The 12,624-nt window shown below is 73.5% G+C and carries 14 protein-coding genes; 1 reads left to right on the forward strand and 13 read right to left on the reverse strand.

Annotated elements, in window-relative coordinates; all coding sequences use genetic code 11:
• Nucleotides 1-128 precede the first annotated feature (128 nt).
• The 11 genes from lgt to hisI form a co-directional block, all read right to left on the reverse strand.
• Nucleotides 129-1,181, reverse strand: coding sequence for a prolipoprotein diacylglyceryl transferase (gene lgt / locus AB0M16_RS26500; protein ID WP_365347096.1), 1,053 nt, complete (start codon nucleotides 1,179-1,181; stop codon nucleotides 129-131).
• Between the two features lie 75 nt (nucleotides 1,182-1,256).
• Complete coding sequence (locus AB0M16_RS26505; protein ID WP_365347098.1) at nucleotides 1,257-2,093, reverse strand: thioredoxin domain-containing protein; 837 nt, start codon at nucleotides 2,091-2,093, stop codon at nucleotides 1,257-1,259.
• A 64-nt stretch (nucleotides 2,094-2,157) separates the two neighbouring features.
• On the reverse strand, nucleotides 2,158-2,976 hold the full coding sequence (trpA, locus tag AB0M16_RS26510; protein ID WP_365347100.1) for a tryptophan synthase subunit alpha: 819 nt from the start codon (nucleotides 2,974-2,976) through the stop codon (nucleotides 2,158-2,160).
• Nucleotides 2,973-4,256 carry a tryptophan synthase subunit beta gene (gene trpB, locus AB0M16_RS26515; RefSeq protein WP_365347102.1) on the reverse strand — a complete coding sequence of 428 codons (1,284 nt, stop codon included), beginning with the start codon at nucleotides 4,254-4,256 and terminating at the stop codon, nucleotides 2,973-2,975. Before trpB ends, trpA begins: the two co-directional genes overlap by 4 nt.
• A 521-nt stretch (nucleotides 4,257-4,777) precedes the next feature.
• A complete protein-coding gene (locus AB0M16_RS26520; protein ID WP_365347391.1) occupies nucleotides 4,778-4,966 on the reverse strand; it encodes a tryptophan synthase subunit(beta) in 189 nt (62 codons plus the stop codon).
• Between the two features lie 109 nt (nucleotides 4,967-5,075).
• Nucleotides 5,076-5,885, reverse strand: a complete 810-nt coding sequence (gene trpC / locus AB0M16_RS26525) for an indole-3-glycerol phosphate synthase TrpC (protein WP_365347104.1) — start codon at nucleotides 5,883-5,885, stop codon at nucleotides 5,076-5,078.
• A gap of 111 nt (nucleotides 5,886-5,996) precedes the next feature.
• Nucleotides 5,997-6,416 carry a DUF2752 domain-containing protein gene (locus AB0M16_RS26530; protein WP_365347106.1) on the reverse strand — a complete coding sequence of 140 codons (420 nt, stop codon included), beginning with the start codon at nucleotides 6,414-6,416 and terminating at the stop codon, nucleotides 5,997-5,999.
• Nucleotides 6,417-6,937: 521 nt separating this feature from the next.
• Nucleotides 6,938-7,198 (reverse strand): HGxxPAAW family protein, encoded by a 261-nt coding sequence (locus AB0M16_RS26535; RefSeq protein WP_365347108.1) that lies wholly within the window; start codon nucleotides 7,196-7,198, stop codon nucleotides 6,938-6,940.
• Nucleotides 7,199-7,311: 113 nt separating this feature from the next.
• Complete coding sequence (locus tag AB0M16_RS26540; RefSeq protein ID WP_365347110.1) at nucleotides 7,312-7,968, reverse strand: TIGR02234 family membrane protein; 657 nt, start codon at nucleotides 7,966-7,968, stop codon at nucleotides 7,312-7,314.
• Nucleotides 7,969-8,032: 64 nt separating this feature from the next.
• Complete coding sequence (locus tag AB0M16_RS26545) at nucleotides 8,033-9,532, reverse strand: anthranilate synthase component I (RefSeq protein WP_365347111.1); 1,500 nt, start codon at nucleotides 9,530-9,532, stop codon at nucleotides 8,033-8,035.
• A gap of 11 nt (nucleotides 9,533-9,543) precedes the next feature.
• The gene (gene hisI, locus AB0M16_RS26550) at nucleotides 9,544-9,912 is read right to left on the reverse strand and encodes a phosphoribosyl-AMP cyclohydrolase (protein WP_365347113.1); all 369 of its coding nucleotides are present in this window, start codon (nucleotides 9,910-9,912) and stop codon (nucleotides 9,544-9,546) included.
• A gap of 133 nt (nucleotides 9,913-10,045) precedes the next feature.
• On the opposite strand from hisI, the gene AB0M16_RS26555 reads away from it, so the two are divergent.
• Entirely contained in the window at nucleotides 10,046-10,687 is a 642-nt protein-coding gene (locus AB0M16_RS26555) for a TIGR03085 family metal-binding protein (protein ID WP_365347115.1), read from the forward strand.
• 9 nt (nucleotides 10,688-10,696) lie between these two features.
• On the opposite strand, the gene AB0M16_RS26560 is transcribed toward AB0M16_RS26555, so the two are convergent.
• Nucleotides 10,697-11,938, reverse strand: a complete 1,242-nt coding sequence (locus tag AB0M16_RS26560) for an MFS transporter (RefSeq protein WP_365347117.1) — start codon at nucleotides 11,936-11,938, stop codon at nucleotides 10,697-10,699.
• A 5-nt stretch (nucleotides 11,939-11,943) separates the two neighbouring features.
• Nucleotides 11,944-12,531 carry a helix-turn-helix domain-containing protein gene (locus AB0M16_RS26565; RefSeq protein ID WP_365347119.1) on the reverse strand — a complete coding sequence of 196 codons (588 nt, stop codon included), beginning with the start codon at nucleotides 12,529-12,531 and terminating at the stop codon, nucleotides 11,944-11,946.
• Nucleotides 12,532-12,624: the final 93 nt, after the last annotated feature.

Here is a 12,624-nt window from a genome sequence, read left to right on the forward strand (position 1 = left end):
GGGCGGCGTCGAGGTCGTCGACCGAGAAGCTGCTGAATGCCGTGGTGTTCCCGAGCACGGGCGGTTCTCCCTTCGGTGGCCGCCGGGACCGATCGGTCCCGGCGGCCCTCCGCCGCGTGTCTACGGGGTCAGCGCCCGCCCGCGCCGGCGCCGTTGTCGGCACCGTCCTTCGCGGTGGCGGGAGCGGGGACGTCGTCCGCGGGAGCGGCGTCCTCGACGGCGTCCGCCTCGCCGTCCGGAGCGGTGGACGCCGCCGAAGCCGCGGCCGCGTCCTCGCCGTCCTCGACCTCGGTCCCGGCCTTGCCCGCGGCCTTGTCCTCGGCGTCGTCCGCGGTCTTTCCGCCCTTCGCGTCCTTCGCGTCGGCGTCCTTCCTGGGCTCCACGATCTCCTCGCGGCCCGGACGCACCTTCGCCGAGATGACCATGTACGCGATGGCCAGCAGGCCGACGATGATCGCGGTCCACACGTTCAGCCGGAGGCCGAGCACGTGGTGCGCCTCGTCGACGCGCAGGTACTCGGTCCACACGCGGCCCGAGCAGTACGCGGCGACGTACAGCGCGAAGGCGCGGCCGTGGCCCAGCTTGAAGCGTCGGTCGGCCCAGATGACCACGAGCGCGACGGCGACGCACCACAGCGACTCGTAGAGGAAGGTCGGGTGGTAGAGGCCGGCTTCGCGGTTGGGGCCCGCGGTGATCTTCAGCGCCCAGGGCAGGTCGGTCGGCTTGCCGTACAGCTCCTGGTTGAACCAGTTGCCCCAGCGGCCGATGGCCTGGGCGAGGGCGATACCGGGCGCGATGGCGTCCGCGTACGCCGGGAGGGGGATGCCGCGACGGCGGCAGCCGATCCAGGCGCCGACGGCACCGAGCGCGATGGCGCCCCAGATACCGAGGCCGCCCTCCCAGATCTTGAAGGCGTCGACCCAGTTCTCACCCTCGCTGAAGTACAGCTGGTAGTCGGTGATCACGTGGTAGAGCCGGCCGCCGACGAGGCCGAAGGGCACCGCCCAGACGGCGATGTCGGCCACGGTGCCGGCGGTGCCGCCCCGGGCGATCCAGCGCTTGTTGCCGAGCCAGACGGCGACGAAGACACCGATGATGATGCAGAAGGCATAGCCGCGCAGCGGGATCGGTCCGAGGTGGATCACGCCGGTCGACGGGCTGGGAATGTAGGCAAGGTCCATGGCAGGACCGACGCTACCTTGCCGGGCGGGCCCTGCGGCAGCCAGCCCGGCAACTTCTCCGTAACGCCACCGGTCTCAGTGGCCGACGGGCGACCCCGCGGCCGGGGAGGCGGTGCCCGCCTTCTTGCCCTTGTTGGCTTCGGCGACCCACTTCTTCAGGTTCTCCGGGGAGATCTGCTCGTCGCCCTTCGACGGGAAGATCGGCTCCCCGTTGAGCAGGACGGTCGGAGTGCCGCGGAACTCACTGGCGCGGAACGCGTCGTTCGACTTCTTCACCCAGCTGTCGTGCGTACCGTCCTCGACGCAGCTGCGGAAGGTGGGCGTGTCGAGGCCGGGGACCTTCGCGGCGAGCTCGATGAGCTTGGCGTTGTCCGCGTAGGCGTCGTCGGTCTCCTGCGGCTGGTTGGTGTAGAGCGTGTCGTGGTACGCCGTGAACTTCCCGGCGTCCTGGGCGCAGGCGGCGGCGTTGGCGGCGCGCAGCGAGCCGCTGCCGCCCATGTTGCCGTCGATGAGGGTGGCGAGGTGGTACTCCGCCTTGACGGCGCCCGAGGCCTCCAGTTCGTGGATCGTGTCCCGGAAGAATGTCTCGAACTGGGCGCACGCGGGGCAGCGGAAGTCCTCCCAGATCGCGAGCGTGGACGGGGCGTCGGGCTTGCCCTGGGGGATGGCCGGCTTGTCGCCGCCGATGGAGCCGGCCGGTTCGACGACCGGGCCCGCCTTGTCGGAGCTGTCCTTGCCGCCGCTGTTGGCGGCGATCACGCCGACGACCGCGGCCAGGCCCAGCACGCCGACGACCGCGGCCGACACGATGAGGACACGCCGCTGCTTCTCGCGGGCCCGCTCGCGCTCGCGCTGCTGCTGGAGGCGCTCCCGCGCGCTCCGGTTACTACCGTCACGGTTCTTCTCGCTCACGCCCACAGCAACGAACCGGGGAGGCACGCGCGTGCCTCCCCGGTGACGAATCCACCCGTATGGGTTACGAGCTGCGGCGGACGCCCTCGGCGAGTTCGGCCGCCAGTTCCCTTACGGCGGCGAGGCCGGCGGCCTCGTCGCCGTCGGCGTCCAGGATCCGCTTGACGAAGGCGGAGCCCACGATGACGCCGTCGGCGAAGCCGGCGACCTCCTTGGCCTGCTCGGCGTTGGAGACGCCGAGGCCGACGCACACCGGCAGGTCGCTGGTGGCGCGGGTCCGGCGGACCAGGTCGGCCGCCTGCTCGCCGACCGACTCCCGGGTGCCGGTGACACCCATGAGGGAGGCCGCGTAGACGAAGCCGGAACCGGCCGCGGTGATCGTGGCCAGGCGCTCGTCCTTGCTGCTGGGGGCGACGACGAAGACCGTGGCGAGGCCGTGCTTCGCGGCGTGCTCCCGCCAGACCGCCGACTCCTGGACCGGCAGGTCGGGCAGGATGCAGCCCGCTCCGCCGGCCGCGGCCAGCTCCTCGGTGAAGCGCTCGATGCCGTACCGGTCGATGGGGTTCCAGTAGGTCATGACGAGGACCGGCTTGCCGGTGGCCTCGTACGCCTCCTTCACCGTCCGCATGACGTCGGCGATCTTGACCCCGCCGCGCAGGGCGATGTCGTCGGCGGTCTGGATGACCGGCCCGTCGAGGACCGGGTCGCTGTGCGGCAGGCCGACCTCGACGACGTCGGCGCCGCCGTCGAAGACGGCCTTGATCGCCGCGATGCCGCCGTCCACGGTCGGGAAGCCGGCCGGGAGGTACGCGATGAGGGCGGCCCGGTTGTCGGCCTTCGCCTTGGCGAGGGTGTCGCCGAGCAGCTGGATGTTCCCGGTCACTTGGCGTCCCCCTCGATCTCCGCGATGTCGGCCGCGTCGGCGGCCACCGCTGCGTCGGTGTCGTACAGGCCGAAGTAGCGAGCGGCGGTGTCCATGTCCTTGTCGCCGCGCCCGGAGAGGTTGACGACGATCAGGCCGTCCCTGCCGAGCTCCTTGCCGACCTCCAGGGCCCCGGCGAGGGCGTGCGCCGACTCGATGGCCGGGATGATGCCCTCGGTACGGGAGAGCAGGCGCAGCGCCTGCATGGCGGCGTCGTCGGTGACGGCCCGGTACTCGCCGCGGCCGCTGTCCTTGAGGAAGGCGTGCTCGGGGCCGATGCCGGGGTAGTCGAGGCCGGCCGAGATCGAGTACGGCTCGGTGATCTGGCCCTCCTCGTCCTGGAGGACGTAGGAGCGGGACCCGTGCAGGATGCCGGGCTCGCCGGCGGTGAGGGTGGCGGCGTGCTCGCCGGTCTCGACGCCGTGGCCGGCCGGCTCGCAGCCGATCAGCCGGACGGAGGCGTCGGGGATGAAGGCGTGGAAGAGGCCGATCGCGTTGGAGCCGCCGCCGACGCAGGCGACGGCCGCGTCGGGCAGGCGGCCCGCGCGCTCCAGGATCTGGCGGCGCGCCTCGACGCCGATCACCCGGTGGAAGTCGCGGACCATGGCCGGGAAGGGGTGCGGTCCGGCGACGGTGCCGAAGAGGTAGTGCGTCTGGTCGACGTTGGCGACCCAGTCGCGGAACGCCTCGTTGATCGCGTCCTTGAGGGTGCGGCTGCCGGACTTCACCGCGACGACCTCGGCGCCGAGCATGCGCATGCGGGCGACGTTGAGGGCCTGCCGCTGGGTGTCGATCTCACCCATGTAGATGGTGCACTCGAGGCCGAACAGGGCGCAGGCGGTGGCGGTGGCGACACCGTGCTGACCGGCGCCGGTCTCCGCGATGACGCGGGTCTTGCCCATGCGCTTGGTGAGCAGGGCCTGGCCGAGCACGTTGTTGATCTTGTGCGAGCCGGTGTGGTTGAGGTCCTCGCGCTTGAGGAAGACCCGGGCGCCCCCGGCGTGCTCGGCGAACCGCGGGACCTCGGTGAGGGCGCTCGGCCGGCCGGTGTAGTCGACCATCAGGTCGTTCAGTTCGCGCGCGAACTCGGGGTCGCTCTTGGCCTTGTCGTACTCGACGGCCACCTCGTCGACGGCGGCGACGAGGGCCTCCGGGATGAACTTGCCGCCGAAGGCGCCGAAGTAGCCCTCGGCGGTCGGGATCCGACCCTCCGGGTCGGGAATGAAGAACTCGCTGGACATGCGGTTGCTCCTCGCGGGGCGATCGCCCCGAAAACGTGCGGTCGATGGTCACGTTATGCGCGCGAGCCGTCCACGTACGTCACCGCCGCCTCGCCGCGGGCAAGCCCGCGCCCCGCGTGGCGGGCGCTCCGCCGCCCCGTTGTGGGCAGTCGTTCCGCTGGGGCGGAACGGGTGGGCACAACGGAACGCAGCGCCTTGCCGCGCCCAGGCCCCTACCGCCTTGACGCCGACCAAGAGGGCGCGCGCCGTGTGGTGCGGGCAGGAACAGGGAGCGGAAGCACCCGCAAGGGTGCCGTCCCGTGTGCCCACCCGTCCCGCCCTGCGGGACGATTGCCCACACGGAGTGGGGCGACCGCCCACGCGGAGTGGGCGAGGCCCGCACGGAGTGGGCGAGGCCCGCACGGTGTGGGGCGAACGCCCGCACGGAGTGGGCCAGAGGCCCGCATGGTGTGGGCGAGGCCCGTACGAGTCGGGTGGAAGCCCGCAGGGAGCGGGTGGAGGCCACGGGGACGTGGTGGTGGCTAGGTGTCGTACGTGATGGTGCGCGCGAGGCGCGGGCGCCATCGCATGCCGTTGACCTGACCCGGCTCGTCGCCGATCACGTAGCGCACCCGACGCCCGTGCACACGGCGCGCCGGCGCACGGCAGCCGCGTGGGCGGCAGCCGCGGGCGAGCGGGGCGTGAGCGGGCACGGAGGCGGTACGGAGCAGGGTGCGGCGTCCGGGCGCCGCACCGACCGCCGACGGCGCGCCGACCGCGCCCCGGGCGCCGGGGCCCGGGACGTACGGCGGCGTGTCGTGGCGGGGGGTCATGACCGGCTCAGCTCCGGCCGTGCCGCAGGGCCGGGTGGGCGCCGGCGGCGACCAGGTCGGCCACGGCGGCCTTCGGGTCGCGGCCGGTGACCAGGGACTCGCCGACCAGGACCGCGTCGGCGCCGGCGTTGGCGTAGGCGATCAGGTCGTGCGGCCCGCGGATGCCGGACTCGGCGACCTTGACGATGCCGGCCGGGATCTCGGGGGCGACCCGCTCGAAGGTGGAGCGGTCGACCTTGAGGGTCTTCAGGTTGCGGGCGTTGACGCCGATGATCCGGGCGCCGGCGTCGACGGCCCGCTCGACCTCCTCCTCGTCGTGGACCTCGACGAGCGGGGTGAGCCCGATGGACTCGGCGCGCTCGATGAGGGAGACGAGGGCCTCCTGCTCCAGGGCGGCGACGATGAGCAGCGCGAGGTCCGCGCCGTACGCCCGGGCCTCCCACAGCTGGTACGCCGTGACGATGAAGTCCTTGCGCAGGACCGGGATGTCGACCCGGGCGCGCACGGCCTCCAGATCGGCGAGCGAACCGCCGAAGCGGCGCTGCTCGGTCAGGACGGAGATGACGGCGGCGCCGCCCGCCTCGTAGTCGGCGGCGAGGCCGGCCGGGTCGGCGATGGCGGCGAGCGCGCCCTTGGACGGGCTGGAGCGCTTGACTTCGCAGATCACCTTGACGCCGTCCCCGCGCAGTGCGGCGACGCCGTCCTTGGCCTGCGGCGCCTTGGCAGCGCGCTCCTTGAGCTCCTCGAGGGAGACCCGCGCCTGCCGCTCTGCGAGGTCGGCGCGCACGCCTTCGATGATCTCGTCGAGCACACTCACGCGAGAGGCCCCCTTCCGGGACGGTGACGGTGTTGTTCAGCCACGTCGATGGTATCCGCAGGTGGGCTCCGGAATCGCATCGGTCGGAGCCGCGTCCCACTTCGTGGGACTTCAGGGGGCCAGTACGGACCCGAACGGAAGGTTCCGTACGAGGGTGAAAAGGGCCAGCACGGCGCCGATCCCCCACCACCAGGCCGGGGAGATCGCGAGCCGCATGGGCACGCCGCGGACGGCGCGAACCAGCCACAGGACCATGACGACGGCGAAGAGCACGTAGCCCACGACGGCGAGTGCGTTGGAGCCGAGGGCGGCGCCGAGGTCGCCGTGCACGAAGGCGTGCGCGCTGCGCAGGCCGCCGCAGCCGGGGCAGTAGACGCCGGTGAAGCGGAGGAGCGGACAGACGGGGTAGTGGCCGGGCTCGTTGGGGTCGACGGCCCCGACGTAGGCGAAGGCGGCGGCGACCCCGGCGAGCGTGCCGAGCGGGGCGAGCAGCCGTACGGCGAGCCCCCGGGGCGGCCGGGGCGCGTGCACGGGCGGCCCCCAGGCCCCGGTCACGCCCGGGTGCCCGGGCCCGGGCCCGGTCTCCGGCCTGAGGCTGGTCGCGACTCCGGTTCCGGCTCCGGTGGCGCTTCCGGTCCCGACTCCGGTCGCGGTTCCGGTCCCGACTCCGGTGGCGCTTCCGGGCCCGGCTCCGATCGCAGTTCCCGTCCCGACTCCGGTGGCGGTTCCGGGCCCGGTCCCGGACCCGTGACCGCCCGGCGGTCCGGCCGGACCGGCCGACGCCGGCTCCCCGGCGGCCACGCGCGCGTCCGCCGAGGGGCGCATGCCCATGCCGGCCCCGCGCGCCTCCGTCCCGCCCCCCTGCGCGGTCTGCGCGCCGGGCGCCGAGCCCGCTCCGCCCAGCGCGGCCGCGTCCGTCGTTCCCGAGCGGCCCGCTTCCGTCACGGCTCCCGCCGTCGCCTTGTCGTCGTCCACGCCGCGATTCTCGCCGTTCACGCGCGAAGGCGCAGCCCGGTCGTGCCGGGCTGCGCCTTCGGGGTGAAGCGGAGGGATCAGGCGTGGGCCCTCTCGAGGGCGGTCGCCGTGGCGGCCTCGCGAGCGGCGGCGACGGCGGCCGACTCCTTCGGCATGCCCATGCCGGCGGCCTTCATCGCACCGCCGACCACACCGCCGAGGAGGATGACGCCCATGCCGGCCCAGAAACCGGGCACATTGGCCGCCACCATGAAGACTCCGGCGATGCAGAAGCCGATGAAGGAGATGATGACACCGGTCCAGGCGGCCGGGGTGTGTCCGTGGGCGCTGCCCGCCATGAGTTGCTCCTCGTTGGTGTTGCTCGGTGGTGACGCCTCATTCTTCCGCACATGCGGGTGCCGTGATGCATCGGGGTGCCCGAACGATCACGCGTGGCGCCCGCCGCGGCGGCTCAGTCGCCGCGGGTCGGGTCCTCACCGCGGTCGAGGGCCTTCCAGAGGTCCTCCGGGCGGTCGGGGTCCGTGGTCACCGGTCGCCGCGCGGCGCGGGGCGCGCCGGAGCGCTCGTAGCGTCCGCCCATGGCCGGCCAGGTCTTGCCGAAGCGGAGGGCGAAGAGCCCTGCGGCCAGGATGAGGACGGCCCCGGCGGCGGTGACGTACGGCCAGACGGTGTGGCTGAGGCCGCCGACGACCGCGGCGGTGTTGCCGCTGATGCGGGCGGCCTCGGCGTCCAGGGCGGCGCTGTCGGAGGCACCGAGGACGGCGGCCAGGGCCGCTCCCGCGCCGCTCAGGGCGAGCAGCGCGGCGACCATGGTGCGGCCGGTGCGGCGGACGGCGAAGACGGCGACAAGCGCGGCGAGGCCGACGATCGCGAGCGCGGTCGGCACGCCGGTGACGGCGCCGCCGTCGGCCTCGACGGGTACGGTGCCGCCGCCGACGGCCGCGGTGCCCTCGGCCCAGATCTGGCCCGCGGAGAGCAGTACGACGGTGGCTCCGAGGGCGCCGAGCAGCAGGGCCGCGGCGAGACTGCGACGGGCGCCGGAGGAGACGGCGCCGCCCGTTCGGGCGGCTCGGGGCTGGGGTACGGGTACAGCACTCACGTACCCCACTATCCCCTACCGGCTCACGAACCGTTCATCCGGTCGTGTCATGCGGTCCGTCACACCGGCCCGGTCAACGCCCGCTCGCGCGGGTCATCCGGTTGGCGGTGTGGACGGCCCGGAGGACGGCCGCGGCCTTGTTGCGGCACTCGTTGTCCTCGGCCACGGGGTCCGAGTCGGCGACGACACCCGCTCCGGCCTGCACGTACGCGGTGCCGTCGCGCAGCAGGGCGGTGCGGATGGCGATCGCGGTGTCGGAGTCGCCGGCGAAGTCGAGGTAGCCGACGCAGCCGCCGTAGAGGCCGCGGCGCGAGGGCTCCAGTTCCTCGATGATCTGCATGGCCCGCGGCTTCGGCGCGCCGGAGAGGGTGCCGGCCGGGAAACAGGCGGTGAGGACGTCGAAGGCCGTCTTCCCCTCGGCGACCCGCCCGGTCACCGTCGAGACGATGTGCATGACGTGCGAGTAGCGCTCGATCGACATGAAGTCGACCACCTCGACGGAGCCCGGCGCGCAGACCCGGCCGAGGTCGTTGCGGCCGAGGTCGACGAGCATGAGGTGCTCGGCGCGCTCCTTGGGGTCGGCGAGCAGCTCCTCGGCGAGGTCGTGGTCCTCCTGCGGGGTGGCGCCCCGGTGCCGGGTGCCGGCGATGGGGTGGACCATCGCGTGCCCGTCCTCGACCTTGACCAGCGCCTCGGGCGAGGAGCCGACGACGTCGAAGCCGTTCTCGAAGCGGAAGAGGTACATGTACGGGGACGGGTTGGTGGCCCGCAGCACCCGGTAGACGTCGAGGGCGGACGCGCCGCAGGGGGTCTCGAAGCGCTGCGAGGGCACCACCTGGAAGGCCTCGCCGGCCCGGATGCGCTCCTTGATGTCCTCGACGGCCTCCTGGTAGGCCTCGCCGCCCCACAGGGCGGAGAACTCGGGCAGCTCGGAGGCGGGCAGGGCGACCGGGACGGTCTCGACGGCGCGGGCCAGGTCGGCCTCCATCGCGTCGAGGCGGGCGACGGCGTGCGCGTACGCCTCGTCGACGCCGGTCTCCAGGTCGTTGTGGTTGATCGCGTTGGCGATCAGGAGCACCGAGCCGTCCCAGTGGTCGAGGACGGCGAGGTCGCTGGTGAGCAGCATGGTGAGTTCGGGCAGCTGCAGGTCGTCGCCGCCGTGCTCGCCGATGCGCTCCAGGCGCCGGACGATGTCGTAGCCGAGGTAGCCGACCATGCCGCCGGTGAACGGCGGCATGCCGGCGGCGAGGTCGCGCGGGGTGTGCAGGGTCTCGACGGTGGCCCGCAGGGCGGCGAGCGGGTCGCCGTCGACGGGGACGCCGACCGGCGGGGTGCCGAGCCAGTGGGCCTGGCCGTCCCGCACCGTCAGGGTCGCGTCGCTGCGCACGCCGATGAAGGAGTAGCGGGACCAGCTGCGCCCGTTCTCCGCGGATTCGAGGAGGAAGGTGCCGGGGCGTTCGGCGGCGAGCTTGCGGTAGAGCCCGACCGGGGTGTCGCCGTCCGCGAGGAGCCTGCGGCTGACGGGGATGACGCGGCGGTCGGCCGCCAGCTTGCGGAAGGTCTCGAGATCCATGGCGCCAGACCCTACTGTGCCGTGAGGAGGACGTCGGCGTCGAAGCAGGTGCGGGCCCCGGTGTGGCAGGCGGCGCCGACCTGGTCGACCTTCACCAGCAGCGTGTCGGCGTCGCAGTCGAGGGCGACGGACTTGACGTGCTGGACGTGCCCGGAGGTGTCGCCCTTGACCCAGTACTCCTGGCGGCTGCGGGACCAGTAGGTGCAGCGGCCGGTGGTGAGGGTGCGGTGGAGCGCCTCGTCGTCCATCCAGCCGAGCATGAGCACCTCGCCGGTGTCGTACTGCTGGGCGATGGCGGGGACCAGGCCGTCTTCGCTGCGCTTGAGGCGGGCGGCGATGGCCGGGTCGAGGTCGCTGGGGGTCCGGGGCGTGCTGCTCATGGCGCCATTGTGCCGTGACCGGGGGTGTCGTCCGGCTGTGCGTCCAGTGGGCGGACCGGTGCGCCCGGCCGGTGGAACGGTCGGCGGTGCGTCCCCTGGGCGGAGCGCCGCCCACCGCCGTACGCTGGCGGTCATGTCGACCCATGCGAAGCGTGAACGCCTTCTGCTCGCCGACCTGTTGGAGGCGGCCGGTCCGGACGCCCCGACGCTCTGCGAGGGCTGGCGGACCCGGGACCTGGCGGCGCACGTGGTGGTGCGGGAGCGCCGTCCGGACGCGGCGGCGGGTGCCGTCGTACCGGTGCCGGCGCTGAAGGCGAGGCTCGACCGGGTGCAGGCGGAGTTCGCCGGGAAGCCGTACGAGGAGCTGGTCCAGCTCATCCGTACGGGGCCGCCGAAGCTGTCCCCGTTCACGATCAAGCAGGTGGACGAGGGCGCGAACACCGTCGAGTTCTACGTCCACGCCGAGGACGTGCGGCGGGCCCAGCCCGACTGGTCGCCGCGCGAGCTGGACCCGGTGTTCGCCGACGCCCTGTGGTCGCGCCTGGAGAAGTCGGCCCGGCTGCTCGCCCGGAAGGTGCCGGTGGGGCTGGTGCTGCGCCGGCCGGACGGGCAGACGGCAGTGGCGCACCGGGGCACCCCGGTGGTGACGGTGTCCGGGGAGCCGGGCGAGCTGACGATGTTCCTGTTCGGCCGCCAGGACGCCGCCAAGGTGGACGTGGACGGCGAGCCGGAAGCCGTGGAGCGTCTGCACGGGACGAAGCAGCTGGGGATCTGAGCCGGGGGGTCAGCGGGGCAGCTCGGCCCTGCGCAGGGCCGGGACCGCGAGGGCGTACACACCGCTGAGCGCGCAGACCGCGGCGCTGAGGACGAAGACGGGACCCGGGCCCCAGAGGCCGATGGCGGCGCCGGTGAGGGGGAAGCTCAGCGGGGCGATGCCGAGGCTGCCGAGGCTCGAGACGGCGGTGACGCGCCCCAGGTAGGCGGGGTCGGCCTCGGTCTGGACGAGGGAGCCGCACAGTACTCCGTTGAGTCCGGCGAGCAGGCCGACGGACGCGGCGACCAGCACGGCGAGCGGGAGCTGGGGCACGAACGCGAGGGCCCCGATCGACACGGCGCCGAGGGTCATGCTCCAGCCCATGACGGCGCCCGCGCGGGGGACGCGGCCGCGCACGGTGACGAGCAGGGAGGCGGTGCCCGCGCCCGCCCCGAAGCCGAAGAGCACCCAGCCCATGCCGGCGGCCTCCCAGCCGCGCTGTTCCGCGAGGAGCGCGAGGCCGACGTTGAGCGGTCCGACGAAACCGAGGTCGGCGAGCAGGATGACGATCATCAACGGGCCGAGGACGCGGTGGCCGCGGAGGTGGCGCAGGCCGTCGGCGAGGTCGCGCAGGGCGGTGCCCCGGCTCTCTCCGGTGCCTTCCGGGAGGGACCGGAGCCTGAGGGAACAGAGCAGCGGCAGGGAGAGCGCGAAGAGCACACCGGCGACGGCGAAAGCGGTGACGGAGCCGCCGACGGCGACGGCGAGGCCGCCGAGCGGGGCGCCGAGGACGGCGCCCATGCGGTAGGAGAGGCCGCGCATCCCCTGGACCCGGGCGAGCTGCTCGCGGTCGGCGATCCGGGGCGGCAGGGCGCCCACCGCGGGCAGGAAGAGGGCGTCGACGGTGCCGAAGACGAGGGCGACGACGGCGAGCACCCACAGGCCGGGCGAGGCGAGGAAAAGGAGCCCGGCGAGACCGAAGGTGGACAGGCAGCGGACCGCGTCGGAGGCGATCACGACCCGGCGCGGACCGAGCCGGTCGGCGATCACTCCCCCGGCGAGCATGAGCAGGGCGCGGGGGACGGCGGAGACGGTCATGACCAGCCCGGCCTGGGCGGGGCTGCCGTTGCTGACGGCGGCCCAGGACAGGGCGAGGTAGTAGACGCTGTCGCCGAGCGTGGAGGCGGTGTACGCGCCGAGCCAGCGCAGCACCTGGGGGTTGCGGTGGGCGGGGCGGACGGGGGCGGTGACGGTCGCGGCGGTCGTGGTCATCGCGCTCAGCCCCGGTACGGAAAGCCGTGGAGGTGGACGGCGACGTTCTCGCGGCCCTCGGTGTCGCCGGCGGCCTCGGCGGCGCGGGCCGCCTGGTCGTACCTCTTCAGCAGCGCGTCGAGCTCCGCGCCGAGGGAGGCGAGCTCGGCCGCGGTCAGCCGGGGCAGCCACTCGGAGCTGATGACGGCGGAGCGCCACTCGTCGGACCAGGTGAGGCGCTCGTCGAGGAAGCGGCGGTGCAGTTCGGCGCGCTGCTCGTGGATGGTGCGGCCGACGGCGTCGCTCGCGGCGGCCATCTCCGGAGACGTCCGTACGTCCTCGTCCCGGATGCTGAGGCCGTAGGAGCTGGGCTGCCACCACCGCTCCCGCCCGTCCGCCGACTGCGTGCCGGCCTCTTCGATGAGGCCGTGCACGGCCAGCTTGCGCAGGTGGTAGCTGACCAGGGACACGGCCTCGTCGACCTGCTCGGCGAGCTGGGAGGCGGTGGCGGTGCGGGCGACGAACAGGGCGCGGTAGAGGCGCATGCGCAGCGGGTGTGCGATGGCCTTGAGGGTGCCCAGGTCGTCGATGCGGCGGTTCTCCGGCGAGGTCATGTCCACGACCATAGATACGAAAGAAAACTTGCGCAATAAAAATTGCGCAACTGAAGTTGCGCTTCTGTGGAAGGGCGGGGCACGACGAAGGGC

It is taken from the genome of Streptomyces sp. NPDC051921 (assembly GCF_040680975.1).
Classification (GTDB): domain Bacteria; phylum Actinomycetota; class Actinomycetes; order Streptomycetales; family Streptomycetaceae; genus Streptomyces.

Coding starts and splice junctions, on each gene's coding strand:
- AB0M16_RS26555 (WP_365347115.1), top strand. CDS start 10,046: ATGTCGACCCATGCGAAGCGTGAACGCCTTCTGCTCGCCGACCTGTTG.
- hisI (WP_365347113.1), bottom strand. CDS start 9,912: ATGAGCAGCACGCCCCGGACCCCCAGCGACCTCGACCCGGCCATCGCC.
- trpB (WP_365347102.1), bottom strand. CDS start 4,256: ATGTCCAGCGAGTTCTTCATTCCCGACCCGGAGGGTCGGATCCCGACC.
- AB0M16_RS26565 (WP_365347119.1), bottom strand. CDS start 12,531: ATGACCTCGCCGGAGAACCGCCGCATCGACGACCTGGGCACCCTCAAG.
- AB0M16_RS26545 (WP_365347111.1), bottom strand. CDS start 9,532: ATGGATCTCGAGACCTTCCGCAAGCTGGCGGCCGACCGCCGCGTCATC.
- AB0M16_RS26535 (WP_365347108.1), bottom strand. CDS start 7,198: ATGGCGGGCAGCGCCCACGGACACACCCCGGCCGCCTGGACCGGTGTC.
- AB0M16_RS26560 (WP_365347117.1), bottom strand. CDS start 11,938: ATGACCACGACCGCCGCGACCGTCACCGCCCCCGTCCGCCCCGCCCAC.
- lgt (WP_365347096.1), bottom strand. CDS start 1,181: ATGGACCTTGCCTACATTCCCAGCCCGTCGACCGGCGTGATCCACCTC.